Raw genomic sequence first — 23,531 nt, 5'->3', positions numbered from 1 at the left:
CCCTCAACTTTCTGACTTCCAAGTAACCCTGCCACCTGGGGGTTCAAACATGAGGGAGGGTCATGTTTGGTGGCGTTCTTGTACGTACGTACCGAAATACTCGACGGTAGGGATGTGGGGGCCGGGGAAACGTGAGGCTTTCCTCATGATTTTGTGCGAACCTGAGGCTTCGTCAGGTCCTCAGGGGTGAGGGACGCCTGTGCACGCAAGAGCGGGCCCCCGCGGGGTGAGCCGCCACGAGAAGGAAGTCGATACGTCTTGACGATCAACGAACGCACCGGGACCGGAACGAACGCGAAGGTCGTTGGGGGAGTTTCGGATACGGGTATCAAGTCGTCGCTGCTGGATCGCCTGCTCGGTGGTGAGAAGTACGCGCTGGCCTTCGGGGGGCAGGGGGCGCAGTGGCTGCGGGAGCTCGAGGAGATCGGCCGCGACAGCGCACTCGAGCCCGAGTTGACCGCCCTCGTGCGCGAGGCGGACGCGCGGCTGGAACCGGTGGCGGCGCAGCTGCTGGTGGTCCGGCCCGTCGGCTTCGACCCGATCGCGTGGATGCTCGAGGACGAGCTCGCCGACGGTGCGGAAGGGGAGGAGTCGGCGGCGCCGTCCGCGCAGGCGCTGCGCTCCGCCGCGGTGTCGATGCCGGGTGTGTTCCTCGCCCAGGTCGCCGCGCTGCGCGCGTTGCGGATGCAGGGGCTGGATCCGGCCGAGCACGCGCCGACCGGCATCGTCGGCCACTCCCAGGGCCTGCTCGCCGCCGAGGCCGCGACCGCCCACGGTGCGCGCGACGCGGAACTGCTCGCGCTGGCCCAGTTGATCGGTGCGGCAGCCACGCTGGTGGCGCGCCGGCGCGGTCTCATCCCGGTGGGCGACAAATCGCCGATGGTCGCGGTGTCCAATGTCGACCCCGACGAGCTGCGCGCGGTCGTGGCCGAGGTGTCGGAGGGTGTGGATCCGAATGTCGCCGCGGTGGTGTCGATTCGCAACGGCCGCCGGCGGGCGGTCCTGTCCGGCACCGTGGCGCAACTGGAGCGGGTGCGGCAGCGCTGTGCCGAGATCAACGCCGAACAGACTCGCGATCGCGACGCCAAGAAGCGCGGCGGTGCGGTGTTCGCCCCGGTCTTCGAGGACGTCCAGGTCGAGGTCGCGTTCCATCACCCGGCGCTGGCCGAGACCGTCGAACTGGTGTCGACGTGGGCCGCGCAGTGTGAGATCGACACCGAACTCGCCGCGCAGCTCGCCCGCAGCATTCTGGTCGACCCGGTGGATTGGGTACAGGTCGTCGACGACACCGTTTCCGGTGGGGCCCAATGGATTCTGGATATCGGCCCCGGCGATCTGCTGAGCCGCCTGACCCAGGGTTCGCTCAAGGGCACCGGCGTCGGAATCCTCGCGGTCGCCACCCGGCCCGGACAGCGCAGCCTGTTCACTCCCGGCGCGGCCCCGCAGGTCGCACCGGCGTGGGATGCCTTCGCGCCCAAGCCGATTCGGCTTCCCAACGGCCGCATCGTGGTCGAAACCTCGTTCACCCGCCTGACCGGCCGGTCGCCGATCCTGCTGGCCGGTATGACCCCGACCACGGTCGACGCGAAAATCGTTGCCGCCGCGGCGAATGCGGGCCACTGGGCCGAGCTGGCCGGTGGCGGTCAGGTGACCGAGCAGATCTTCGCCGATCGGGTCGCCGAGCTGAAGACCCTGCTGCAGCCCGGCCGGGCCGTGCAGTTCAACTCGCTGTTCCTCGACCCGTACCTGTGGAAGTTGCAGCTGGGCGGTAAGCGACTGGTGCAGCGCTCGCGCACCGCCGGCGCCCCGTTCGACGGCGTGGTCGTGACCGCCGGCATCCCCGAACTCGACGAGGCCGTAGCGCTGATCGCCGAGCTGACCGAGGCCGGTATCGCCCACGTCGCGTTCAAGCCCGGCACCGTCGCGCAGATCCGCGCGGTGCTGCGCATCGCCGACGAGGTACCGGATTACCCGGTGATCATGCACATCGAGGGTGGCCGCGCGGGTGGCCACCACTCCTGGGAGGACCTCGACGACCTGCTGCTCGAGACCTACGCCGAATTGCGCAACCGCGACAACGTCGTGATCTGCGTCGGCGGTGGCATCGGCACCCCGGAGCGGGCCACCGAATATCTGACCGGCGAATGGTCGGTCTCTCACGGCTACCCCAAGATGCCGCTGGACGGCGTGCTGGTCGGCACCGCGGCCATGGCCACCCTGGAGGCCACCACCGCACCCGAGGTCAAGCAGCTGCTGGTCGACACCCCCGGCACTCCCGACTGGGTCGCCGCCGGGACGGCTACCGGCGGAATGGCTTCCGGCCGTAGCCAATTGGGCGCCGACATCCACGAGATCGACAACTCCGCCTCGCGCACCGGCCGCCTGCTCGACGAGGTCGCCGGCGACGCCGAGGCCGTGGCCGCGCGCCGCGACGAGATCATCGAGGCGCTCGACAGCACTGCCAAGCCCTACTTCGGCGACGTCGCGAGCATGACGTACCTGCGCTGGCTGGAACGCTACGTGGAGCTGGCCGCACTGCTGCCCGAACATCAGCGCGCCGGTCGCGACGGCTTCGACTGCGGCACCGACCTCGGTGACGCCATCGCCGACGCCACTCGTTCGGTGTGGGCCGACATCACCTGGCGGGATCGGTTCGCCGAGATGGTGCGCCGCGTCGAGGGCCGCCTCAACCCCGCCGACCGCGGCCGCATCCCGACCCTGTTCGACGACGACAGCGTCTTCGAACGGCCGGTGCACGTGATCTGCACGCTGAAGGAGCACTACCCGGCCGCCGCCGAGACCGTCCTGCACCCGGCCGATGTGCCGTTCTTCGTCTCGCTGTGCAAGACCCCCGGCAAGCCGGTCAACTTCGTGCCGGTCGTCGATGCCGACGTTCGCCGGTGGTGGCGTTCGGACTCGCTGTGGCAGGCCCACGACCCGCGCTACACCGCCGACCAGGTGTGCGTGATCCCCGGAACCGTGTCGGTCGCCGGCATCACCCGCGTCGACGAGCCGGTCGGTGAACTGCTCGATCGTTTCGAACAGGACACCGCCTACACGCTGATCCGCGGCGGCGTCACCCCCGCCGCCGTCGACGGCCGCCGCCGGGCCGACATCGGTTCGGGCGCCATCGACATCGTGCTGGCCGCGCCCGATGTGCAGTGGGCCGGGCGCACCACTACCAACCCGGTGCACCGGCTCGGCGATCTGCACGAGTGGACCGTCGACACCCAGGGCGCGCTGCACCGCCCGACCGGCGCCACCCTGGTTCCCGCGACCGGTCCGGACGCCGACAACGCCTACGTCGAACTGGCCGTCCCGCTGTCGCCCGCGAACGAGGTCCGGATCCGCATCACCGTGCCGGGCTCGGTCTACAACGGTGGCGCCCCGGTGGTGACCGAAGCCGATGCCGAGACCGCGATGTCGGCCCTGCTGGCCGTGGCCGCCGGGCAGGCGCTGCCGGAGATCAAGTCCGCCAACGGAACTCATGTCGCACACGTGAATCTGGCGTGGACGCCCGATATGGTCGCCGACCACGCCGGTGTGACCGGTTCGGGTCTGCCGGAGGGCCTCAGCACCATCGGCAGCCGGGTTCCCGACGTGCTGGTCGGCGCCTGCTGGCCGGCCGTCTTCGCCGTGCTCGGCGCGAGCCGTGTCGAGGGCGAAAACGGAAGCGTCATCAGCGTTATCGAGGGCATGCTGGATCTGGTGCACCTGGACCACCAGGTCGATCTGGTGCGCGAGCTGCCCAGCGATCCGGCGGTGCTCAGCGTGCGCGCGGAATCCGCGTCGGTGATCGACACCGACCTGGGCCGCGTCGTCGAGGTGCGGGTCACCGTCGGCGTCATGCGCGATCACGGTCTAGAGACCCCGACCGTCGCGACGCTGGTGGAGCGCTTCGCGATTCGCGGCCGCAACGGCGCCGGCGAACTTACCGATCCGCCGCGTGCGGCCGGGACGGTGTCCGAGGAGGCGACCGAAACCCCGCGTCGCCGCCGTCGCGACGTCACGCTCACCGCGCCGCGGGCCATGGCTGCCTTCGCCGAGGTCTCCGGCGACCACAACCCGATCCACACCAGCAACGCCGCCGCGAAACTCGCGGGCCTGGGCAGCCCGATCGTGCACGGCATGTGGCTGTCGGCCGCGGCCCAGCACGCGGTCTCGGCGGTGGATCCCGAATCTCCGCTGCCCGCACGCACTGTCACCGCCTGGACCACCCGATTCCTCGGTATGGTCCGGCCGGGCGCGCAGATCGATGTGCGCGTCGAGCGGATCGCCGTCGACCGCGGCTGCGAGATCGTCGAGGTGTCCTGCCGGACCGGCGGTGATCTGGTGATGACCGCGACCGCCCGGCTCGCGGCCCCCAAGACCGTCTATGCCTTCCCCGGTCAGGGCATCCAGACCAAGGGGATGGGACTGGACGCCCGGTCGCGGTCGAAGGCGGCCAAGCAGGTGTGGGATCGCGCCGACAAGCACACCCGGGAAGCCCTGGGCTTCTCGATCCTCGCCGTGGTGCGCGACAACCCGACCTACCTCAAGGCCCGCGGCGTGGAATACCGCCACCCGCAGGGTGTTCTGCATCTGACCCAGTTCACTCAGGTCGCGATGGCCACCCTCGGTGTGGCGCAGGTCGCCGAACTGCGTGAGGCCGGTGCGTTCGTCGAGGGCGCGATGCTGGCGGGTCACTCCGTCGGTGAGTACAACGCGCTGGCCGCGGTCGCCGGTGTGCTTCCGCTGGAAGCCGTGCTCGAGGTCGTCTTCCAGCGCGGCTCGGCCATGCACGAGCTGGTGCCCCGGGATGCGCAGGGCCGCAGCGACTATCGGATGGCCGCCATCCGGCCGTCGCAGATCGGACTGCCCGACGCCGAGGTGATCGACTTCGTCGCCGGCGTCGGTGAGCGTGTCGGAGAATTCCTCGAGGTGGTGAACCTGAACCTGCGCGGTTCGCAGTACGCGATCGCGGGTACGGTCGCCGGGCTCGAGGAGCTGGAAGCCGAAATCGAGCGTCGCCGTGCCGAATTCGGCGGCAAGCGTGCCTTCGTCCTGGTGCCGGGTATCGACGTGCCGTTCCACTCGACGGTGCTGCGCAAGGGTGTGCCGGAGTTCCGCAACAAGCTCGAGGAGTTGCTGCCGGAGAATCTGCATCCGGAAGTCCTTGCCGGACGCTACATTCCGAACCTGGTGCCGCGGCCGTTCTCGCTGGAGCGCGACTTCATCGCCGAGATCGCCGGCTACGTGCCGTCGGAGCCGCTGCGTGCGGTGCTCGACGACTTCGAGTCGTGGGCCGCGCGTCCGGAGGAACTGTGCCGGGTGGTGCTGATCGAGCTGCTGGCCTGGCAGTTCGCCAGCCCGGTGCGGTGGATCGAGACCCAGGATCTGCTGTTCTCCGACACCGGACGCGGTGGCCTCGGTGTGGAGCGGTTCGTCGAGATCGGCCTGGCGGCGACGCCGACCGTGGCGAACCTGGCGAGCAACACCCTGAAGTTGCCGCAGTACTCCGCCACCAAGGTCGAGGTGCTCAACATCGAGCGCGAGGCCGGCGTGGTGTACTCCACCGATACCGATCCGGCTCCGGTGGACGAGCCGGAAGAGACTGTGGCCGAGGCGGTTCCGGCCGCGACGGCCGCCGCGGCCGCCCCGGCGCCGGCTCCGGTCGCCGCCTCCGGTGGTCCCCGCCCCGACGACATCACCTTCACCGCCGCCGACGCCACCCGCGTGCTGATCGCGTTGTGGACCAAGCTGCGGCTGGACCAGATCGGTCCCGTGGACACCATCGAGGCGCTGTGCGACGGTGTGTCCTCGCGACGCAACCAGCTGCTGGTCGACCTCGGCTCGGAGCTGTCGCTGGGCGCGATCGACGGTGCCGCCGATGCCGATATGGGCGCGCTGTCGGCGACCGTCGACCGGCTGGCCCGCACCTACAAGCCGTTCGGCTCGGTGCTGTCCGACGCCATCGGCGACCATCTGCGCAAGGTGTTCGGACCCTCGGGTAAGCGCCCGGCGGCGATCGCCGATCGGGTGAAGAAGGTGTGGCAGCTCGGCGACGGCTGGGCCCACCACGTCACCGCCGAGGTGTCGCTGGGCACCCGCGAGGGCGCCAGCGTGCGCGGCGGGGATCTCGGTGGACTGGTCCCCGGTGCGTTGAGCGACGGCGCTTCGGTGGATGCCGCGATCGACGCCGCCGTGCAGGCCGTCGCCGCGCGCCGCGGAATCAGCGTCGCGCTGCCGGCCGCCGGTGGTGGCGGTGGCGCCACGGTCGACGCGGCCGCCCTCGGTGAATTCACCGAGCAGATCACCGGGCGCGACGGTGTGCTGGCGACCGCCGCCCGGGTCGTGCTCGAGCAGCTGGGCCTCACCGACCACGTGTCGGCGCCGGAGGCGAGCGACGAATCGCTGGTCGACCTGGTTTCGGCCGAATTGGGTTCGGACTGGCCGCGTTTGGTGGCTCCGGCCTTCGACGCGCGCAAGGCGGTGCTGATCGACGACCGCTGGGCCACCGCCCGCGAGGATCTGGCCACCCTGTGGCTGGGTGGTTCGGGCGAGGACACGGTCGACAGCTTCGTCGGAGCCGGTAAGGCCGTTGCGGCACAGGCGCAGTGGTGGCGCAAACTCGCTATGGGCGAGGCGCGTTCGGTGCTGGCACGTACCTATGAGCGGATCGCCGAGGTGGCCCTGAGCACCGACGAGGGTGTCTGGTCCGCCGACACCGCGGTGATCACGGGCGCGAGCAAGGGGTCCATCGCGGCCTCGATCGCGGGCCGGCTGCTCGCCGGTGGTGCGACCGTCATCCTCACCACGTCCAAGCTCGACGACGACCGCCTCGCCTTCTACAAGCAGCTCTACCGCGACCACGCTCGTGCGGGAGCCGCGCTGTGGGTGGTGCCGGCGAATATGGCCTCCTACTCCGATATCGACGCACTGATCGACTGGGTCGGCAACGAGCAGACCGACAACGCCGGTGGCGCGAAGGTGCTCGTGAAGCCCGCGATGACCCCGACGCTGCTGCTGCCGTTCGCCGCCCCGCGGGTGGCCGGTGATCTGGCCGATGCCGGCGCGCGCGCCGAAATGGAGATGCGGGTCCTGCTGTGGTCGGTGGAGCGCCTGATCGGCGGTCTGTCCGCCCTCGGCGCCGACCACGACGTCGACGCGAAACTGCATGTGGTGCTTCCGGGTTCGCCCAACCGCGGCATGTTCGGCGGCGACGGCGCCTACGGCGAGTCGAAGGCCGCGCTGGACGCGGTGATCGCCAAGTGGCGGGTGGAGAAGTCGTGGGCGCAGCGGGTCACCATGGTGCACGCGATGATCGGCTGGGTGCGCGGCACCGGCCTGATGGGTCATAACGATCCGCTGGTCGCGGCCGTGGAGAAGGCCGGCGTGCACACCTGGTCCACGCAGGAGATGGCCGACGAACTGCTCAAGTGGTGCACGTCGCGGGCTCGCGCCGTCACCGCCACCGGCCCGCAGCAGATCGACCTCACCGGTGGCCTGGCCGGAGCGAAGCTGGATCTGTCCACGCTGGCCGACGATGTCGAGCGCGAGCCGGAGGCCGTCGCCGATGACGAGCGCGCGACGGTCCCGGCGCTGCCGGTGCCGCCGACGCTCACCTCGGCCCTGCCGACTCCCGAATGGGGTTCCGTCACCGCCGATCTCGCCGATATGGTCGTGATCATCGGCGCCGGTGAGCTCGGGCCCTACGGCTCCGCGCGCACGCGCTTCGAGATGGAGGTCGCCGACGAACTGTCCGCGGCCGGCGTCCTGGAACTGGCGTGGACCACCGGTCTGGTCACCTGGGAGAACGACCCGAAGCCGGGCTGGTACGACGTCGAAAGCGGCGACTACGTCGAGGAATCGGAGCTGGCCGAGCGCTACCACGACGCCGTCGTACAGCGCTGCGGCATCCGCCGCTACGGCGACGACGGTTCCATGATCGACAACGCCGCGCCGCTGCTCACCTCCGTCTTCCTCGACCGGGATCTGAGCTTCGTGGTCAACAGCGAGGCAGAGGCTCGCGCGTTCTACGCCGCCGACCCCGAGCACACCGTGATCAGCCCCGTCGCCGATTCCAGCGACTGGCAGGTGATTCGCCAGGCGGGCACCGAGATTCGGGTGCCGCGCAAGGCGAAGCTGTCGCGCACCGTCGGCGGCCAGATCCCCGAGGGCTGGGATCCGACCCGCTGGGGCATCTCGCCGGATATGGCGAGTTCGGTGGACCGCGTGGCGCTGTGGAACATCGTCTGCACCGTGGACGCGTTCCTGTCCAGCGGCTTCAGTCCCGCCGAGCTGATGAGCTGGGTGCACCCGGCGATGGTGACCAACACCCAGGGCACCGGTATGGGCGGTATGTCGTCGATGCGCTCGCTCTACATCGACAACCTGCTCGGTGAGCCGCGGGCCAACGACATCCTCCAGGAGGCGTTGCCGAACGTCGCACTGGCGCATGTGGTTCAGTCCTACGTCGGCAGCTACGGCGGCATGATCCACCCGGTCGCGGCGTGTGCGACCGCGGCGGTCTCGGTCGAGGAGGGTGTCGACAAGATCCGTCTCGGCAAGGCCGAGGTCGTGGTCGCCGGCGGTTACGACGATCTCGGTATCGAGGGCATCGTCGGGTTCGGTGACATGTCGGCGACCGCGGATTCGGCGGCTATGAGCGCCAAGGGCATCAGCGACCGCTACTTCTCCCGGGCCAACGACCGCCGCCGCGGTGGGTTCGTCGAATCCCAGGGGGGCGGAACGGTTCTGCTGGCCCGCGGTGACATCGCCGCGGAGTTCGGCCTGCCGGTCCTCGGCGTGGTCGCGTTCGCGCAGTCCTTCGCCGACGGCGTGCACACCTCGATCCCGGCCCCCGGACTGGGCGCGCTCGGCGCGGGCCGCGGCGGTGCGGAATCGCGGCTGGCCGCCGAACTGCGCAAGCTCGGCGTGACTCCGGACGAGATCGCGGTGATCTCCAAGCACGACACCTCCACCGCCGCCAACGATCCCAACGAATCGGAGCTGCACGAGCGGCTGGCCGGCGCGCTGGGCCGTTCCGAAGGCGCACCGATGTTCGTGATTTCGCAGAAGTCGCTGACCGGTCATGCCAAGGGCGGTGCGGCCGCCTTCCAGCTGATCGGGCTGTGCCAGGTGCTGGAGCAGGGTGTGATTCCGCCGAACCGCAGCCTCGACTGCGTCGACGAGAAGATGGCCGAGTATCCGCATCTGGTGTGGCCGCGGCAGCCGCTGCGGTTCGGGGATCGGTTCGCGCTCAAGGCCGGGCTGGTGACCTCGCTCGGGTTCGGGCACGTGTCCGGCCTGCTGGCGGTCGTGCATCCGCAGGCCTTCGTCGCGGCGCTCGATCCGCAGCGCCGCGACGACTACCTGCGCCGCGCCGAGGAACGCCGCCTGGCCGGCCGTCAGCGGCTGGTCGAGGCGATGTGCGGTGGTGAACCGCTCTACGAGCGGCCCGCCGACCGCCGTCTCGGCGGCGACGGCACTCCCGCCAAGCAGATCCGTCAGCTCGAGGCCGACGTGCTGCTCTCGGCGGAGGCCCGCCTGGGTGCGGAGGGGCTGTATCTGGCCCACGGTTCCTGCGGCACAGGCGAACTGGCCGGTAACCGGGAGGCCGAGAAGTAAGGAGATCGGGCCCGGGAAGTAACAACTCCCGGGTAACGATCCGCCGATACCGATGATGGCTCGTCGAATCCGTAGGCTGCGGATTCATGACCATCCTCGGTATCGGCCTGGATCTGGTGACCATCTCCGATTTCGCCGAACAGCTCGAACGGGCCGGAACCACCATGCTCCGGGAGAGTTTCACCGCGGGTGAGCGGCGTTACTGTCAGAGCAAGGGCACCGATCCGGCCCGCAGCTTCGCGGCGCGGTGGGCGGCCAAGGAGGCCGTGCTCAAAGCATGGGCCACCTCCCGGTTCGCCCGCCGCCCGCAGATCGGTGACAACCCGTATCCGCTCATCGAAGTGGTGAACGACGCCTGGGGCCGGCCCAGCATCAAACTGCACGGACTGGCGGCGGAATTCCTGCCGCGGGTGCGGGTGCACCTGTCGATCACGCATGACGGCGATACGGCCGCCGCGATGGTCGTTCTCGAGGATCCGGGCGAATTGGCCGATCTGATCGAAAATCCCTGAGGCGGTACGGGCTTCAGTGGCCCGAGTCGGCCCGTCGCTCCTGCGAAGGCCGGAACCGGCGACGTCTCGCTCACACGTCGCCGGTTCCGCCCTTCGTCGGAGCGACGGAAAGTCCTGTCGGCGACCGGTGCGAGTCGGGCGCGATCAGGCCGTCGTATCGCGTTGTCCGGTGCGCGATTCCTTCTCCGCGATCAACAGGTACGCGACCATGAGCCGCTTGAGTTCGGCCACGGCCGCTTCGTGGCTGAGGCCGTCCTGTACCGAGAAGTTCAGCATCGAATACACCACGTGCACCAGCACCTGCGCCATCATCGAGCGGCGCCCGCGCGGGGTGCGCGGCATCAGCGGCCGCAGCATCTGCTGGACCGCCTCGGCGAATTCCTTCTCGTGGATGGCGCCGGTGGCGCGGGTCGACGGGGTCGACTGCATGGCCAGCCACACCTCGCGCCGCGACGGATCGGTCATCCACAGTTCCGCGAGGTGGTCGACGAGCTTGTTCATATGCCGCAGCCAGTCCATCGACGGAATTTCGCCGTGGAAGTCGGCGAGCTCCTGGGAAACGGCCACCAGGTCTTGGCGATTCAATTCGCAGACGATGACGTATTTGTTGGCGAAGAACTGATACAGCGTGCCGATCGGCACCTCGGCGCGGGCGGCGACCTCCTCGCAGGTGAACGATTCGAATCCGACCTCGACCAGTAGTTCGCGCGACGATTGCAGCAGCGCATCGAATTTGCGCTTGCTGCGTTCCTGGGTGGGCCGCCGGCGCGGCATCAACTCCTGTGGGTCGTCCTGCAGCTCCAACGCCGGATCAGGACGCCGGTTCGACCTCGGTGCCGTGCGCGCTTCCACCACATACACCAGGCTAGCGGTAGCGACACGCGGATGACACACGGTGCCGACTTCCGTACCCGCGATTCGGTCCGATTCATAACCCATCCACGCCGAATGTGGTGACGAACACATACCGAGTAGATCTACATCAGCGGGGGCGTGGCGATTGTCGATCGTTCCCGCTGCGGCGCTGAACCGCTGCTCGGCGCAGCTTCTCCGGGGCGGTTCCTGCACACGGAAGGCTTGATCTGTGGTGGTTCGACCTGTGGTGACTCTCGGAGCTTCGATCGCCCGCGACTGCGTGGACGCGGTGGCCCTGCGCGACGGAAGCGCAAAACTGACCGACCGGGTGCTCGCGCACCACGTGGCCGAACTCGGCGCCACGGCGCCGGCCGGACTGCCCGGACTGATCGAATCGCTGCTGGACGGACTCGCCGCGGAGGTCGAGGCGGAGTACGAGATCGCCGGGGCGGCGGTCACCTACCGCGATGCGGCGGGCCGGCGGGCGGTGGTCACCGGATTGGCGTCCGGGCCGTGGTACGAGGCCTCGCTGGTCTCGGCCAAGTCGGCGCATCTGGCGCTGGCCCGCGCGATGACCTGGGCGAGCGAATTCGACCATCTGCTGATCTGCGAGCTGATGCCGGGATATCAAGGCTTCTCGCTGATTTCACCGCATCGCGACCGGGTGGTCGCGGCCACGGCGACTGCCGCCGGTTTCGTCTCCGAGGATTCGGTGCGGCTGGGTATCGCGGCCGCGTGGGATCAGCTGGATGCGGCGGGCGTGCGGCCCAGCGCGGTCGTCGCGATCGGCTCGGCCGCGGAGCATCCGGGAGTCGCCGCGGTGTTGTCGGCGGGCTTCAACGCGCCGGTGATCCCGTGTGCCGTCGCGACGGCCGGGTCGGCGATCGGTGCGGCGCTCGTGGTGCAGCCGGAGGCTTTCGTCGCGGGCGTGGGGGATCGCGCACGGGTGTCACGCAATTCGGTCGCGGTGGTCGCCGCGGCGAGCGTGCTGGCCGGGGGGCTGACCATCGGTGGCGTGCACGAGCTCACCGACCATCCGCGTTCGGATGCCACCACCCGCCTCGCCGACGCCCGCAACGCGCAGCCGAGCCGGGGTCCGCGTCACGCCCGCCCGGAACCCGGTCTGCCCGCAGTGGATTCGATTCCGGAATTGCCGGTCGACGGTCCTGCCGACCAGCCGTCGTCGGGACCGCGGCATGCCGCGCCGGATCCGTCGACCGCCGATCCGGCCTCCGCCGGCTGGGGTCCGGACGGATCGTCCTGGCTGGGCGTGCGCGGTTCGGATCCGGCGAGTGAGCCGAAGCGCCTGGCGAAGGAGGCGCCGCAACCGGATTCACCGGAGCCGCAGGCGAAGTCGGTGATTCCCGCACCGACCGAACCTGTCGGCGCACCCAACGGCTCGCTGCTGTTTCCGGGTGAGTCGGCGCCGCCGCAGCTCGGCACCGCCGAATTCAACGAGTGGTGGGACAACCATTGGCGGCTGACACTGCGGTGGATGGTCGCGATGATGCCGCAGCGCGACTGAAGGCCGCGAAGAGCCGACGAGGGGCCCGGGACGATCGTCCCGGGCCCCTCGTCTCGTCCGTCCCGGTCCGCGCTACACCGACAGGTCGCGGCGCAACTTCGCCACATGCCCGGTCGCGCGCACGTTGTACTGCGCCACCTGGACGACGCCCTCCTCGTCGACGAGGAAGGTGGAGCGGATGACGCCGGTGATGCGCTTTCCGTACATCGTCTTCTCGCCGTAGGCGCCCCATTCCTGGAGCACTTCGCGCTCGGGATCAGACAGCAGCGGGAAGGTCAGCTTCTCGTTGTCCCGGAATTTCGCCAGTTTCGCGGGTTTGTCGGGCGAAATGCCGAGGACGTCGAGGCCGGCCTCGTTCAATTCGGCCAGGTTGTCGCGGAAGTCGCACGCCTGCTTGGTGCAGCCGGGCGTACTCGCGGCCGGGTAGAAGTAGACGATCACCTTGCGGCCGCGGTAGTCCGCCAGCGACACCGGCTTACCGTCGGCGTCGGGAAGCGTGAAATCCGGCGCGGGGTCGCCGGGGCCGAGTTTTTTGGTATCGGTCATGCCAGCACGGTAGCCCACCGATGTGACAACGGACGCGACATCGGCGACGGCGGATAGACTCGACGGCCAGCGACCTACCGGAACGACAACAGGAGACAATGTGGCGAGGGATACCGAGCACATCGAGCGGGAGATCGAAGCCGCGCGCAACCGGCTCGCGGGCACACTCGACGAGCTCGCGGTGCGGGCGGACCCGCAGCGGATCGCCGACAACACCAAGAAGGCCGTGGTGGCGAAGGTGAACGAGCCGAAGGTGAAGTACAGCCTGATCGGCGCGGGTGCTCTGGTCGGCGTGCTGGTGCTGATCAAGATCTTCCGCCGCTGACGCCGCAGAAACGACGGAACCCGGTGTGACAGTGTCACACCGGGTTCTTTGTCGTCTGCGGCGATTACCGCGCGGATCAGACGGTCGGGCAGGCCATACCGGTGCCGTCGGGATCCAGGTGCGGCGAATAGCCGGGCTCACCACGGAACAGCGGGGCGCGACCCGCCGCCCGGGCCTCGTCACAGTTCTTGAACGTGCCTCCCGCCGAACCCGTCTGCGTCAGCCCTGCCGAGCCGGTGGCGCCGATGGCGTCATCGATACCGGAGGATCCGGTACCGGCGGAACCGGTGGGGATGAAACCGTCGGCCAGGGCGGACGGGGCGGTGGAGACGATCGGGGCGGCGAGGGTGATCAAGCCCGCGCCGGTCACGATTAGCCTGCGAACGTTCATGTATTCCTCGATGTCAGCTGCGGTTGATACGGCGGACCGGCCGCACTCCCCGCGGTGGCAGGGCCGGAACCGCCGAGTCTACTGTTCTGATGGCGACCGCCGTTGTCAACCGCACGGCCGAGAGCCGCTTATTCACCCAGGCGGCGGCCCGTCATATGTTCCGCCGGAATACGTCCCATTCGTCCGGCCTCGAAATCGGTTACCGCGTCGATGATTTCCTGTTTGGAATTCATCACGAACGGACCGTATTGCACGACCGGTTCGCGAATCGGCGCGCCGCCCAGCAGTAATACCTCGAATTGACCGGTGGGTCCCTCCTGGCGGTCGTCGGCGGTCAGCGCGACGGCCTCGCCGTGGCCGAGTACCGCCAGTTGTCCCTCGGTGAGGGCGCGGCCCTCGTCGCCGACGGTGCCGCTGCCGGCCAGCACGTAGGCCATCGCGGTGAACTCCTGCGGCCACGGCGTTTCCAGCCGCGCGCCGGGACTGATCGAGGCGTGCGCGTAGGCGATGGGCGTGTAGGTCGATCCGGGGCCTTCATATCCGCCGACGTTGCCGGCGATGATGCGGACGAGTGCGCCGCCGTCGTGGGAGGTGACCAGTGTCAGCTCGCTCGCGCGCAGATCCTGGTAGCGCGGGTCCGCCATCTTCAGCGACCGCGGCAGGTTGACCCACAGCTGCACACCGTGGAAGACGCCGCCCGAGATCACCAGTTCCTCGGCGGGTAGTTCGTCGTGCAGGATGCCCGAGCCGGCGGTCATCCACTGGGTGTCGCCCTCGGCGATCGTTCCGCCGCCGCCGTTGGAATCGTGGTGAACCATGGTTCCGTCGATCATGTAGGTGACGGTTTCGAAACCGCGGTGCGGATGCCACGGGGCGCCTTTGGCCTGGTAGGGCTCGTAGGCGACCGGGCCCATGTGGTCGAGCAGGATGAACGGGTCGGCGGTGCGCACATCGAGGCTCGGGAACGGCCGGCGCACCTCGAATCCGGCGCCCTCGAGTTGTTTGTGGGCGGTGGTCACGGTCCGGACCGGCCGCTGTCGCATGGTCTGCTCCGGGCGGGGCAGTCGCGGCAGCACCAGGATGTCGTCGACGGTGATCGCGGGCATGATGTCCTCCTAGGCCGGTTGGTGTCCATGTCAACCAATAACTCGGTAGGATCATTCCCATGGTGCGGTGGCTGGACGAACAGGAGCAACAGACCTGGTCTGCGTACATCCGGCTGCGTCAGCGGCTCGACGCCGCGATGGCCGCCGGGCTCGCCCGCGACGGACTCTCGGTCTCCGATTACGAGATTCTGGTGGCGCTGTCCGGCGCGCACGAGGGGAGTGTGCGGGCCCGCGACCTGGCCGCGCAGATCTGCTGGGACAAGAGCCGGCTGTCGAAGCATCTGGCGCGGATGGACAAGCGGGGGCTGGTGGTGCGCAGTCCGGCCGCCGACGATGCGCGCGGCCGGCTGATCTGTCTCACCGATTCCGGTCGCCGGGCACTGGAACAGGCCGCGCCCCGGCATGTCGAATTGGTGCGGCGGCTGTTCGTCGATCAGTTGAGCGATGTGGAGGCCCGGGCGCTGCGGTCTCTGTCGGACAAGGTCAGTGCGCGGGCCGAGAGCGACGCGGATGAACCCGGGAAGGTCGGCCGGCTCGATCCGTCGGAATGAGGTCCGACCCGGACGCTCACGTCTCGTCGGTGCCGTGCGGTCGTTCGAACTGCGTTCGCTTCCAATCGCCGAACGGTTCGTCGCGTTCCCGCACCGCCTCCCGGAAACCGGTAGTGGCCGAACGCAATTGGAAGGCATACCCTTCGCGGGTGTGCCGGGAGATACCGTCGAAGACGGTGCTGACCATCCCGGAATTGGCGACGCCCTGAGCCAACAGTGAGCTGTTGAGCGCGAGTTTCGCCATGATCAGCTGATTGATCGGCATGCGCGAAATGCGTTGCAGCAGTTGTTCGGTGCGTTCGTCGAGCTCGTCCGCGGGGCAGGACTCCACGGCCAGGCCCCACTCTTCGGCCTGTTTACCGCTGAGGCAGTCGCCGGTGAACAGCAACCGCTTCGCGCGCTGGTCGCCGAGCCGGTGCGCCCACATCCCCGCGGCCGGAATACCCCACACCCGGGTGGGGGGATAGCCGATCTTGGTGTCGTCGGCGCAGATGATCTGATCGCAGAACAGCGCGATATCGGTGCCGCCCGCGACGGCGAATCCGTGCAGTTTGGCAACCGTCGGCTTGTTCGCGTGCAGCAGGCTGGAGAAGCCGCGGTTGAACCGGCTCATCATCTGATAGTCGACCATGGGATCCCATGTGCCCCACGGGTTGTGGTTGCGCGCCTGCACCACCGGATCCACGACGGTTCCGGTCGTGGGCTGGGCCGACACGGTGGGGGACAGGCCGTTCTCCGCGAAGATCGAGAGGTCGTAGCCGCCGCAGAATCCCTTACCGCGCCCCGAGACCACCATCACGCGCACGCGCGGATCCAGGTCGGCGCGTTCGACCGCGTGCGCGAGTTCGATCGGGGTATCGGCGGTGATGGCATTGCCGTGCTCGGGCCGGTCGAACGTGATGCGGGCGATGCGGCCGGTCACCTCGTAGGTGAGGGTGCGGTAGGCCGGGCCCTGCTCCGGTTCCGGACGGTCGGCGAACAGCGAGTCCGCACCGCTGGTCAGGTCCTCGCGCCAGGCCGCGGGCCGGGTGCCGGAGTGGTGCGCGTCGTCGGTCACCCAAGAAGTGAACTCCAGTTCACTTCTTGCTGTCAAGGGGGCGCGCGGTCCCGCAGGGTTCAGGGAGACGGGTTTGCGTCGTCGGCGAGCCAGGGCGTCACCGGCGGTTTGATCCACAGGATCTTCTCGTCCGTGTGAACACGTTGTGCGGCAGGATGATTCGGGTTACGCGTGGCCCACGCATCCTTCTCGTCGAGCAGTTGTGCGACCAGTGTCCAGGTCTCGTCGGTACTCGGCGGATTGGTATCGGCCGCGCGCGCGAGTTTTCGGCGCGTGGCCGCCGGGACGGTCGCGAGTTCGGCGCCGGAGACCCCGCGCTGCCATAGATAGGCCGCGAGCCGTCGCGCCTTCTCGGCGCGGCCCTTACTGGCGTGGTCGGTATGTGCGTAGTCGGCCATATCGGTTCCCGATCGCGAACGGATGCCGTCGAGCCTAACCACGTCACCGCCGCGCCGGACTAGAGGATCCACTCCGGTCGATAGTCGGCATGGTCGGCCCAGCACAGCGCGACGCACCGTAACAACCGATCCTCTCGCCCGCCCCCGTCCGGCAGCTGTGCCAGCGTGACGATGAGCCGCTTGGCCAGCACCTCCCGCAGCACCTGCTCCGGATCGTGCCGCGCGATATGCGAATTCGCCGGCCCGTTCCCGGCGACGATCACGTCGTGCGCGCCGGCCCGCACGCTCCGATCACCGCGCTCGAACCGCCACGCCCGCCGTTCCCCGTCGACGGCCCGCGCCGCATGTTCGTCCTCGCGTAACCGCGCATCGATGAACTCGATAATGCTCCCCACGATTGTTTGGACGCCCCAGGCCGGTGACCGGTTCCGGTCGGCGGCCGATCAGGGTCGGCGCGAGATCACCATGATGTATTCGCAGGCAGCGTTCGTCCCGTTGGCGAAGCCGTGGTCCGTGTCGGCCTGGAAGAACAAGGAGTCTCCCGTGTTCAGGGTTTCGCTGACCCCGCCGATCAATACGGTGAGGGCGCCGTCGAGCACCACGAGTTGTTTCTCGGTGCCGGGTGGATACGCGGGCAGCAGTCCGGTGGAGACCTGTGCGGGGAGGCGGTGAACGATCATCTCGCCGGTTCCCGCGCCCGGGGCGGCGGACACCATATGCCGTTCGAAGCCGGTTTCCGGGTCGCGGAAGACGGGGCGATCGCTCTTGCGCAGGACGACGGCCGAGCCGGATGCGGCAGCAGCCGACCCGCCGATCAGGTCCGAGAGGGACGTGTCGAGCGCGTGGGCGATCCTGGACGCGACGCCGATGGTCGGGCTCTTCTCGCCGCGTTCGACCTTGGACAGCATCGCCCGGCTGACCGACGACTGCGTCGACAACTGCTCCAGCGTCAGGCCCGCCTCCTCGCGGCGTCGCCGCACGTTTCCGCCGAACGCGCCGGCCAGGTCGTCACCGTGGTGTGGTCCGGTCACGTTTGCGTCTTGCTCGACCACCGTGCTCCTCGATCGATGGGTATCTCGCCGCCCACAGTGTATGTTTCTTCGATCGGAGATGTTGTCTTCTATCGAAGAACTGCGCAATGCGCTATCTGGAGGTTCGATGCGTTTGGTTTCGAGTGGCCGGCACCATGCCACATTCGAATTCGGTGACCTGCAAGTGATCTCGTTGCGAGACGGCTACATCGATATGCCGCCGACCCGGCTCCGCGACGAGGACGGGTGCGCGCTCGAGCAGCTGCCGGCCGCCGTGCCGCTGGTCGGCGACAACTTGCGGCTGTCGGTGAACGCCTTCTTCGTCACCGACGGCACGCGATCGGTGCTCATCGACACCGGCGCGTCCAACGCCTGGCACGACCCCACCATGGGGTTGATCTACGACGCGCTCGACGACGCGGGAATCGATCGCGCGCAGATCACCGATGTGGCCGTCACGCACAACCACGAAGACCACGTGAGCGGCCTGATCGCACCGGACGGTTCGGAGGCGTTCGCCGAGCTCGAACGCGTGTGGATCGGCGCGGGCGACACGTCGGTGTTCACGGGTCGGCTGGAGCCGCTGCGCGACCGGGTCGTCCCCGTATCGGAGCGGGTCGCGATCAACGACTGGATCACGGCGATCCCGACCCCGGGGCACACGCCCGGTCACACCGTCTACGACATCACCAGCGGCGCCGCCCACCTGCTCGTCTGGGGCGACACCGTGCACGTTCCCACGCTCCAATTCGATCGGCCGGCCGTGTCCTGGGAGTTCGACGGCAATCAACCCCAGGCCCGCGCCGCGCGGGCGAGCCCCCTCGAACAACTCACCCGCCCACACCACTTCGTCGCCGGCGCCCACCTCGACTCACCCGGCATCGCCCGCGTAACCCCCGCCGGCGCCGGTTACGCGCTGGAATACCTGGCCCCACCGATCGGCTGATCGACCGGGCCGTGGGCGTGCGGCAAGGCGCACGCGGAATCTCTGTGCGGCGGAGTGGGATTCGCCGACCATTCGAGTCGGGAACGCAGAAGACCCCTGACCGGCATCCCAGGTCAGGGGTCTTCGTGTGGAGTGCGCCATCAGGGACTCGAACCCCGAACCCGCTGATTAAGAGTCAGCTGCTCTGCCAATTGAGCTAATGGCGCTTGGACCTCCGGATCGGGCCTGCAGGCTCCGTTCCGGTGCGGGAGAAACCATAACAGTTGGGTAGGCGGAAAGTGAAATCGGCTGTTCAAAGGCTGTTCGAGGGGGGATGGTGATCTTGCGTGAATGCGGTAACGGTTGGCGGGCCGGAAGGGATGAATCGGGCAAGAGTGTGCGGGGCCGGCTCGTCGTGTTCACCCGGTTGCGATCCTTCCACCTGGCAGAATGGGTGGGCGTGGTCTCGACCGATCCCCGCATGCGTGGTGGGTTGAGCAGCGTGGCTGGGCTTCCCGGTTGCGCACGAGGCATGAAACGGGGTTGCACATGGGCGGACGTCGAGGCTCGCGGCGGATGAAAGTGGTGGCGGGGTGGTTGGGCATGGTGTCGATGCTCGCCCTCGCGGTGACCGGATGCAGTGATTCCGGGGCAACGGGAAGTGGATCGGTGATCGAGGCGAATTCGGCCATCGACCTGGTCACACCGAAGGTGCTGACGCCGATCGCCGATGGCGCCGTCGGAGTTTCGCCGGCCGATCCGATTCCGGTGAAGGTGGACAACGGGAAATTGACCGCTGTCACGTTGCTCACACCGGACGGCACTCCGGTGGCCGGGCAGATCGCGCCCGACGGGACCTCGTGGCAAGTGACCGAACAGCTCGGCTTCAACCGCACGTATCGCCTGCGGGCCGAGGCGGTGGGGATCGGTGGGACTACCTCGACGACCATTAGTTTCACCACCCTCGCGCCGCGCAACAAGACGCATCCGTGGTTGCTGCCCGGGGAGAACGAGGTCGTGGGAATCGGGCAGCCGGTCGCGATCCAGTTCGACGAGAACATTCCGGATCGCCACGTCGCGCAGGATGCGATCAAGATCACTACGACACCGGCGGTGGAGGGCGCGTTCTACTGGGTGAACAATCGCGAAGTGCGTTGGCGCCCTGAGCATTTCTGGGCTCCGGGAACCAAGGTCACGGTGGATGTGAACACCTACGGCCGCGATCTGGGTGGCGGCCTGATCGGTGACTCCGATATCCATTCCAGCTTCACCATCGGTGATCCGATGGTCTTCACCGCCGACGACAACACCAAGATGGTCACCGTCGAACGCAACGGCCAGGTGATTCGAACGATGCCGACCTCGATGGGCAAGGACTCCACGCCCACCCAGAACGGCATCTACATCATCGGCGACCAGTTCGACCACATGATCATGGACTCGTCCACCTACGGTGTCGCCGCCACCGGCCCCAACGGGTATCGCACCCCGGTCGACTGGGCGACACGCATGTCCTACAGCGGCATCTTCATGCATTCGGCACCCTGGTCGGTCGGCCAGCAGGGCTATTCGAATACCAGCCACGGCTGTCTGAACCTGAGTCCGGAAGACGCCCGCTGGGTCTACGAGAACGCCAAGCGCGGCGATATCGCGATCGTCAAGAACACCGTCGGTGACACCCTGTCCGGTGTGGACGGACTCGGCGACTGGAACATTTCGTGGGCGGAGTGGAAGGCCGGCAACGCCGACACCAACCGCTGACCGACGCCTACAGCGGGCCTTCCGGACATCCGGAAGGCCCGCTCTTCGTCGGGGCCTCGGGGCGGCTCGCATTATCACCTCGATCTCCGGCAACGCCGAGCCGGTACAACCGCCGTCCGGCGACCGGACGCTACACTTGCGCCCGCCAATCGATGTTTCGGTGACATCGGGACCGAGGTGCACGGTGCTGCGGCTTCCCGAAATCGCCTGTGTTCGTGGCTCTTCCGGAGCGATTGCCGCTCCGCTGCGTGGTTGGCGACGGCTCCCCGGTGCGATTCGGTCTCGACTTGCTGAAGGGTCAGGTCCTCATGGGTGTGGGAGATCGGTACGCGGTGACGTCCGTCGTGTCGGTTATCGTTGCCGTTCTCGCGGTGACAATGGCCTCTGCTTCCGGTATCGCGGTCGCTGGACCGGCGGATCCGCCGGCGCGCTTCCTGCGCCAACATCTCGACTGGCGTCCGTGCGAGGATGCGGCCCTGGTGGCGGAGGGCGCGGTCTGCACGGATGTCGAGGTGCCCCTCGACTACGCCGACCCAGAAGGGCCGAGCATTCCCATCGCGGTCTCGCGGATTGCGGCGAGCGACACAGCACACCGTCGCGGTGTGCTGCTGACCAACTCGGGCGGGCCGGGTACGCCGGGGCTCGATGCGTTCGACCTCGTCGGTGATGTGCTCGAACCGGATGTGCTGAGCCGCTACGACCTGATCGGCTTCGACCCGCGTGGCGTCGCCCGCTCCGGGCGCCACCAGCGCTGCGGATGGCCGGTCGCGACCCCGATCCGCTCGGCAGGTGTCGGGCTACCCGGATTCGTCACCGAAACGGCCCTGCAGGCGCGGCTGGCCGCCGACTGCCTGGTGGGAGGTGATCGGAACTGGATGCGGCAGCTCAGCACGCGCAACACCGCCCGCGATATGGACGTGATCCGTGCGGCACTGGGTGAGGACCGCATCAGCTATTACGGCGTGTCCTACGGGACGTATCTGGGCGCGGTCTACTCGCAGTTGTTCCCCGGCCGCTCCGATCGCATGGTGCTCGACAGTGCCATCGATCCGCAGCGCTATTGGCTCGGGTTGCAACAGGACTGGGGGCCGGCCGTGGAAGCGGCCTTCGACGACTGGGCCGCCTGGGTGGGGGTGCGGGATCGGCAGTATCACCTCGGCGACTCCGCGCCCGAGGTGCGCCGGAGAGTCGAGGCCCTGATCGACCGGGCATCACTGTCGCCGATCGTGGTCGAGGGCTTCGGCTTCGACGATCATGTGCTGCCGAATCTGCTGTGGACGATGTTGCGGGACGCGCGCTTGAACGATGCCCTGGCGGCATCGGTGCGGGCGGTCGCCGACGCGGCGGAGGGACGCGCACCCGAGGTGCCCCCGCAGCTGCACCAGCAGATCGAGTACTACGAGCACGACGAAGACTCGGTCATGGTGCAGATCTGGTGTGCGGACGCGCCGATGCCCGCCGATCCCGCCTGGTACTGGAATGCGATCCAGGCGGCCCGGCCGAGTCAGCCGATCTTCGCCGCATTGGCCAACAATATCCAGCCCTGTGCGTTCTGGCCGCCGCCGGTGGAACCGCCCACCGTGGTCGACAATGCCGTGCCCGCACTGATTCTGTCCGCCACCGGCGACAACCGCACGCCTCATGCGCATTCTGTGGCACTGCACCGACAGATGTCGGGGTCTCGTTTGATCACCTTGGCCGACACCAGGATCCACATGGTGCTGCGTCCCGGTCTGAGCACCTGCATCCTCGACACGACCAACGACTACTTCCGGGACGGGGACTTCCCGGCGGACGACCGCACGTGCCAACCCACCACACTCATCGAATGAGTCGTCCGATCGGGCCGGACGGCAGGCCGAGGACTCGGATCAATGACGAAGGGGCAGGTCCGGAATCTCTTCCGGACCTGCCCCTTGCAGGGTGACCGACGGGACTCGAACCCGCGACAGCCAGGATCACAACCTGGTGCTCTACCAACTGAACTACGGTCACCATTGCCGGTAACAACCGGCGCGGTAGATGGTAGCGCGAAGACCGCCGGGAAACCTAATCGGCGGGTGTGGCGGGTGGCTGGGTGCCGGTGGAACCGGCGCTGACCTGCGCGGCGATCTCCGCGATCTCCGCGGTCGAGGGCCCGGGGGCGGCAACGAACGCGGTCCGCCGGTAGTACCGGAGCTCGCGGATGGATTCCTCGATATCGGCGAGGGCGCGGTGGGCCAGGCCCTTCTCCGGCTGGCCGAAGTAGATGCGCGGATACCAGCGCCGGCACAGTTCTTTGATCGAGCTCACATCGATCATCCGGTAGTGCAGGTGGGCGTCGAGTTCGGGCATGTCGCGGGCGATGAAGCCGCGGTCGGTAGCGATGGAATTGCCGGCGAGCGGCACGGTGCCGGGGGTGGGAACCCACTCGCGCACGTAGTCGAGAACCTGCTGCTGCGCCTGCTCCATGGTGACCGTGGAGCGGCGCACCTCCTCGGTGAGCCCGGATTTGGCGTGCATTTCCTGTACCACCGGCGGCATCGCCGCCAACGCGTCGTCGTCGGCGTGGATGACGATATCGACGCCGTCGCCGAGGATATTGAGATCGCTATCGGTTACGAGCGCGGCCACCTCGATCAGCTTGTCGCTGTCCAGGCGCAGGCCGGTCATCTCGCAATCCATCCACACCATCAGTTTGTCGGACACCCCGGCAACCTTAGTGCGCGGACGGTGCGAATCGGACCGACCGCACCGGATGCGCGCCGTCCGGCCCGTTGCGGCCGCATTCCGGCAAATCTCCCGCTACAGTTTGCCCAGGTGTATGCGTGATTCCAGTGGTGCCGGCAGCGGTGGGCAGGGCGACGGAGGATCGGCGATGACCAGTTCCGAGGACAAGGCGGCGAAGGCGGCGGCCGCGCGTAAGGCGGCCGAGGAAGCGGCCCGGGTCGCGGCGGAGG

Annotated in this window: 17 protein-coding genes and 2 tRNA genes; 8 read left to right on the top strand and 11 right to left on the bottom strand. The window is 68.3% G+C overall.

Translation table 11 applies throughout. The features are described 5' to 3' along the window. Positions 1 to 258 precede the first annotated feature (258 nt). The gene (locus tag AC5592_RS33105) at positions 259 to 9,609 is read left to right on the top strand and encodes a type I polyketide synthase (RefSeq protein WP_063066449.1); all 9,351 of its coding nucleotides are present in this window, start codon (positions 259 to 261) and stop codon (positions 9,607 to 9,609) included. 86 nt (positions 9,610 to 9,695) lie between these two features. Beyond that, positions 9,696 to 10,121, top strand: coding sequence for a holo-ACP synthase AcpS (gene acpS / locus AC5592_RS33100; RefSeq protein ID WP_030517926.1), 426 nt, complete (start codon positions 9,696 to 9,698; stop codon positions 10,119 to 10,121). Positions 10,122 to 10,265: 144 nt separating this feature from the next. Here the strand turns inward: acpS and AC5592_RS33095 are convergent, their stop codons facing one another. Next, positions 10,266 to 10,895 carry a TetR/AcrR family transcriptional regulator gene (locus AC5592_RS33095; protein WP_228533674.1) on the bottom strand — a complete coding sequence of 210 codons (630 nt, stop codon included), beginning with the start codon at positions 10,893 to 10,895 and terminating at the stop codon, positions 10,266 to 10,268. Between the two features lie 328 nt (positions 10,896 to 11,223). Between AC5592_RS33095 and AC5592_RS33090 the strand changes: the two genes are divergently transcribed. Beyond that, on the top strand, positions 11,224 to 12,501 hold the full coding sequence (locus AC5592_RS33090; protein WP_157122392.1) for a DUF7159 family protein: 1,278 nt from the start codon (positions 11,224 to 11,226) through the stop codon (positions 12,499 to 12,501). Between the two features lie 72 nt (positions 12,502 to 12,573). On the opposite strand, the gene bcp is transcribed toward AC5592_RS33090, so the two are convergent. Beyond that, positions 12,574 to 13,047 carry a thioredoxin-dependent thiol peroxidase gene (gene bcp, locus AC5592_RS33085; RefSeq protein ID WP_036498963.1) on the bottom strand — a complete coding sequence of 158 codons (474 nt, stop codon included), beginning with the start codon at positions 13,045 to 13,047 and terminating at the stop codon, positions 12,574 to 12,576. Between the two features lie 100 nt (positions 13,048 to 13,147). Between bcp and AC5592_RS33080 the strand changes: the two genes are divergently transcribed. After that, on the top strand, positions 13,148 to 13,372 hold the full coding sequence (locus tag AC5592_RS33080) for a DUF3618 domain-containing protein (protein ID WP_036498967.1): 225 nt from the start codon (positions 13,148 to 13,150) through the stop codon (positions 13,370 to 13,372). A 76-nt stretch (positions 13,373 to 13,448) separates the two neighbouring features. Here AC5592_RS33080 and AC5592_RS33075 read toward each other — a convergent pair whose 3' ends face one another. Together AC5592_RS33075 and AC5592_RS33070 are read right to left on the bottom strand one after the other, a co-directional pair. After that, positions 13,449 to 13,763, bottom strand: coding sequence for an excalibur calcium-binding domain-containing protein (locus AC5592_RS33075; RefSeq protein ID WP_036498971.1), 315 nt, complete (start codon positions 13,761 to 13,763; stop codon positions 13,449 to 13,451). 128 nt (positions 13,764 to 13,891) lie between these two features. Further along, on the bottom strand, positions 13,892 to 14,869 hold the full coding sequence (locus AC5592_RS33070) for a pirin family protein (protein WP_036498974.1): 978 nt from the start codon (positions 14,867 to 14,869) through the stop codon (positions 13,892 to 13,894). Between the two features lie 59 nt (positions 14,870 to 14,928). On the opposite strand from AC5592_RS33070, the gene AC5592_RS33065 reads away from it, so the two are divergent. Then, complete coding sequence (locus AC5592_RS33065; protein ID WP_036498976.1) at positions 14,929 to 15,420, top strand: MarR family winged helix-turn-helix transcriptional regulator; 492 nt, start codon at positions 14,929 to 14,931, stop codon at positions 15,418 to 15,420. A 16-nt stretch (positions 15,421 to 15,436) separates the two neighbouring features. Here the strand turns inward: AC5592_RS33065 and AC5592_RS33060 are convergent, their stop codons facing one another. Genes AC5592_RS33060 through AC5592_RS33045 form a run of 4 tightly spaced genes read right to left on the bottom strand, consistent with a single transcriptional unit; the run spans position 15,437 to position 17,927 of the window. Then, positions 15,437 to 16,477: a crotonase/enoyl-CoA hydratase family protein gene (locus AC5592_RS33060; protein ID WP_063066447.1), complete on the bottom strand. Its 1,041-nt coding sequence runs from the start codon at positions 16,475 to 16,477 to the stop codon at positions 15,437 to 15,439. Positions 16,478 to 16,536: 59 nt separating this feature from the next. Then, positions 16,537 to 16,875, bottom strand: a complete 339-nt coding sequence (locus AC5592_RS33055) for a hypothetical protein (RefSeq protein WP_036498981.1) — start codon at positions 16,873 to 16,875, stop codon at positions 16,537 to 16,539. A 59-nt stretch (positions 16,876 to 16,934) separates the two neighbouring features. Beyond that, complete coding sequence (locus tag AC5592_RS33050; protein ID WP_063066446.1) at positions 16,935 to 17,270, bottom strand: DUF6221 family protein; 336 nt, start codon at positions 17,268 to 17,270, stop codon at positions 16,935 to 16,937. A 48-nt stretch (positions 17,271 to 17,318) separates the two neighbouring features. Next, positions 17,319 to 17,927 (bottom strand): helix-turn-helix domain-containing protein, encoded by a 609-nt coding sequence (locus AC5592_RS33045; protein ID WP_063066445.1) that lies wholly within the window; start codon positions 17,925 to 17,927, stop codon positions 17,319 to 17,321. 106 nt (positions 17,928 to 18,033) lie between these two features. On the opposite strand from AC5592_RS33045, the gene AC5592_RS33040 reads away from it, so the two are divergent. Beyond that, complete coding sequence (locus AC5592_RS33040; protein ID WP_063066444.1) at positions 18,034 to 18,852, top strand: MBL fold metallo-hydrolase; 819 nt, start codon at positions 18,034 to 18,036, stop codon at positions 18,850 to 18,852. Between the two features lie 133 nt (positions 18,853 to 18,985). Here the strand turns inward: AC5592_RS33040 and AC5592_RS33035 are convergent. Continuing rightward, a tRNA-Lys gene (locus AC5592_RS33035) sits at positions 18,986 to 19,058 on the bottom strand. A 349-nt stretch (positions 19,059 to 19,407) separates the two neighbouring features. Here AC5592_RS33035 and AC5592_RS33030 point away from each other — a divergent pair. Both AC5592_RS33030 and AC5592_RS33025 read left to right on the top strand, forming a co-directional pair. After that, on the top strand, positions 19,408 to 20,592 hold the full coding sequence (locus tag AC5592_RS33030) for a L,D-transpeptidase (protein ID WP_036499067.1): 1,185 nt from the start codon (positions 19,408 to 19,410) through the stop codon (positions 20,590 to 20,592). A 377-nt stretch (positions 20,593 to 20,969) separates the two neighbouring features. Further along, entirely contained in the window at positions 20,970 to 22,424 is a 1,455-nt protein-coding gene (locus AC5592_RS33025; protein ID WP_232329661.1) for an alpha/beta fold hydrolase, read from the top strand. Between the two features lie 90 nt (positions 22,425 to 22,514). On the opposite strand, the gene AC5592_RS33020 is transcribed toward AC5592_RS33025, so the two are convergent. Next, positions 22,515 to 22,587, bottom strand: a tRNA-His gene (locus AC5592_RS33020). 54 nt (positions 22,588 to 22,641) lie between these two features. Further along, the gene (gene orn / locus AC5592_RS33015; RefSeq protein WP_036499070.1) at positions 22,642 to 23,280 is read right to left on the bottom strand and encodes an oligoribonuclease; all 639 of its coding nucleotides are present in this window, start codon (positions 23,278 to 23,280) and stop codon (positions 22,642 to 22,644) included. Positions 23,281 to 23,531 lie beyond the last annotated feature (251 nt).

Source organism: Nocardia violaceofusca NBRC 14427, from assembly GCF_963869435.1.
Classification (GTDB): Bacteria; Actinomycetota; Actinomycetes; order Mycobacteriales; family Mycobacteriaceae; genus Nocardia; species Nocardia aobensis.
The sequence above is the reverse complement of the archived record's forward strand: the minus strand, read 5'-3'. Positions and strand labels throughout refer to the sequence as shown.